Here is a 3071-nt window from a genome sequence, read left to right on the forward strand (position 1 = left end):
GCAGTTATAATCGCCGTTATCACAGAAGCGGCTATGTTTTTCAGAACCGCTACCAATCGATTCTCTGTGATGCTGACAATTATTTACTGGAACTGGTGCGGTATATTCACCTTAATCCATTAAAGGCCAAGATCGTCGAGTCGCTATCGGCTCTTGATCACTACCGATGGACGGGACATTCAGGAATGCTGGGCAGGCACCGGCAGCCCTGGCAGGAAGTTAATGCATTGTTGGGCCTGTTTGGCGAACGATTGAGCACAGCCAGACGTCGATATCACCAGTTTATGGAGGAAGGGCTGCAAGCCGGCGGCACACCGGATTTATCAGGTGGTGGGCTTATCCGCAGTTATGGGGGATGGGAGTTGGCGACTTCTGCTCGAAAAGAGCACACGTTGCGCATAGGGGACGAGCGTATATTGGGTGATAGCGACTTTGTGGAACGAGCCTTGCGGGAGGATGAAATACACTTTGAAAAAAGCGTAGTGAGAAAGCGTCAGGGCATCGACCTGGAAACACTGATAAGTTGGGTGTGCAAGTATGTCGAGGTAGAGTCGGAGCAGTTGATGCAAAAAGGACGTTCAAATGCATTGTCTCTGGCGAAAGCCCTAATATGCTTTTGGGGTGTTCGAGAGTTGAGGTTAACAACCCGACAACTTGGCGACAGGCTTGGTGTAAGCCCGGCCGCGGTGTCAAAGTCCTCAAAAAGAGGTAGGGACTATTGTTTAAAGCATAATATCGACATAAAGGATATCGAATGATACATCTGTGTGAGTTGGGTTAAGTTGTTAAGTTATCAGTGTCCCCTAGCGCCCCTAGCGCCGGTGCAAAAGGATGGCTGCCGAGTACCGATGGCTTGTGCTGGTAGTACTGCAAACGATGGTAGTGTTGCGTCTGGAACGGGAGCCTTAGTTGGTTTTACAGGGTTTGTGTTGTCGGATGCTGATTTGGGTAGGATAGGCATCACGTCTAAAAATAATCTGAAATACTCCATAATGGGGTGGGGTGGCAATCAGTATGTTGTTATGCACAAGGTGGCTGATCTAGCGCAAGGGCTTACACCTCTAGCCTTTGGTCTAGAGTCTTACGGCAATTTTACTGCATGGAATACCGGTGGAAGTAATGCTAAATTCGCAATAGATCAAACAATGACTACCGTTGGTTTGCGTTTTCCATTAATTGGGGCGAGTTATACATTGGCGCCAGTAGTAGGTCCTAGAGTTTTAGATGCAGCAATTAAAGCAGGACCTCAGCCCAGTATTTCTCCTCCTGGTCGATACGATGATCTCCGCCAAGCCATAGACAATATGTACCAATAAATTAGTTAGTAGAGCCACATCTTAAGATGTGGCTGGATGGTTTCCAGCTTTATGAATAGGCCACGAGTGATAATTAGCTACCCTTTTTTGTTTTATAGTCTGTACAAGTTCAGTTCGTGCAAATGGGGCGGAAGTAGAAGTATGCCGCATGTTTGGGCTGTATCGATACTTTGTGTATTTGTTTCTTTTCTTTCTATGTCAATAGATATGGAGCTTAGAAAGAATGGCCTTCCATCAATGTTAGGGTTTGATCTATTCCCCTTTTTGCCACTGCCATTAAGAGACGTCTGGCCTTTTTTAATAATAGTACTCTTGAATTTCTACTTCTTTTTTCAAGGTAAGAGGTGGGAGAATTATGTGGAAAGATTTGATGAGCTACCAACTGGGGTTGCAAATATAAGCCATTTGGTTTCTGGGGCGTTAATAAGTTTATTATTTATCATTCATATAATGCAGATTTTAACTTTTCCAGAAAATCTAAAAGGCTGAGATGTCCCCTTGTACCGTCCACAAGGGTGTGGGGTGAGCAAGGATAGGGGACACTGATAACTTTATAAGGGACTGGGGACACTGATAACTTAATAACCTGAATTGAGTTAGTTCAGACCAGATCGTACATTCCCTCTTGAAAAAGAGAGGGTTACCGGTTTTGATTGAAGGTGACTAAACCGTAAATCAAACAAAACCAAGAGGTAACCCTCATGCTTCATAGTAACGAACGTATTATCAAACACAAGGTCGGATTGCTGAATTTAGCGGATGAATTAGGCAATATCTCCAAAGCCTGCAAAGTCATGGGTGTATCCCGAGACACCTTTTATCGCTATAAAGAAGCGGTGGACGAAGGTGGGATCGATGCCCTGTTAGACAAAAATCGCCGCGTACCCAACGTTAAGAATCGGGTAGAGCCTGCGGTAGAAAGCGCCGTGATTGCCTATGCTGTCGAGCAGCCGGCCCATGGCCAGGTTCGCGTCTCCAATGAACTGCGTAAACGAGGTGTGTTTGTCTCTCCCAGCGGGGTACGCAGTATCTGGCTACGCCATGATTTGGCTAACTTCAAATTGCGGCTGAAAGCACTGGAGGCTAAAGTGGCAGAGGAAGGTCTTATCCTCACCGAAGCTCAGGTGCAGGCCCTGGAGCGCAAGAAGCTTGATGACGAGGCATGTGGCGAAATTGAGACGGCCCACCCCGGGTACCTGGGGTCACAGGACACCTTCTATGTTGGCACCTTCAAAGGGGTTGGTAGGGTTTATCAGCAAACGTATGTCGATACTTACGCCAAGGTCGCTCACTGCAAGCTGTATACGACCAAAACGCCGATTACGGCCGCAGACCTACTCAATGACCGGGTATTGCCCTTCTATACAGCGCAGTCGCTGCCCGTGCTGAGAATACTCACTGATCGCGGTACCGAGTATTGCGGCAAAGTCGAACAGCATGACTATCAGCTTTATCTAGCCCTCAACGACATTGAACACACTCGAACCAAGGCCAGGCATCCACAGACTAACGGTATCTGTGAACGTTTCCATAAAACGATTCTACAAGAGTTTTACCAGCCGGGATTGCGGCGAAAAGTCTATCAATCGCTGGAGGAACTACAAACAGACCTGGACGAATGGCTCGATTGCATATTCCGGCCGAAGTCGAACAGCTATTCCGGCGCATCGTGAACACCCAATCCGATCCAACGTGAACACGCATTCCGGCCCATGGTGAACACTTTGCCGATTTTTCCGGAATCGGTGTTCATCT

Annotated in this window: 3 protein-coding genes and 1 pseudogene; all 4 read left to right on the top strand. The window is 47.2% G+C overall.

What is annotated here, in order from left to right:
* A partial coding sequence (locus tag FKG94_RS28900) for a transposase (RefSeq protein WP_179957855.1) occupies window positions 1–758 on the top strand: 758 nt, incomplete at its 5' end.
* A 90-nt stretch (window positions 759–848) separates the two neighbouring features.
* Entirely contained in the window at window positions 849–1316 is a 468-nt protein-coding gene (locus FKG94_RS28450) for a hypothetical protein (protein ID WP_142930338.1), read from the top strand.
* 357 nt (window positions 1317–1673) lie between these two features.
* Entirely contained in the window at window positions 1674–1805 is a 132-nt protein-coding gene (locus FKG94_RS29430) for a hypothetical protein (protein WP_281284291.1), read from the top strand.
* Between the two features lie 212 nt (window positions 1806–2017).
* A pseudogene (locus FKG94_RS28455) lies at window positions 2018–2941 on the top strand (IS481 family transposase); the annotation flags it as partial.
* Window positions 2942–3071: the final 130 nt, after the last annotated feature.

Origin of the sequence: Exilibacterium tricleocarpae (assembly GCF_007004655.1) — a bacterium.
GTDB lineage: Bacteria > Pseudomonadota > Gammaproteobacteria > Pseudomonadales > Cellvibrionaceae > Exilibacterium > Exilibacterium tricleocarpae.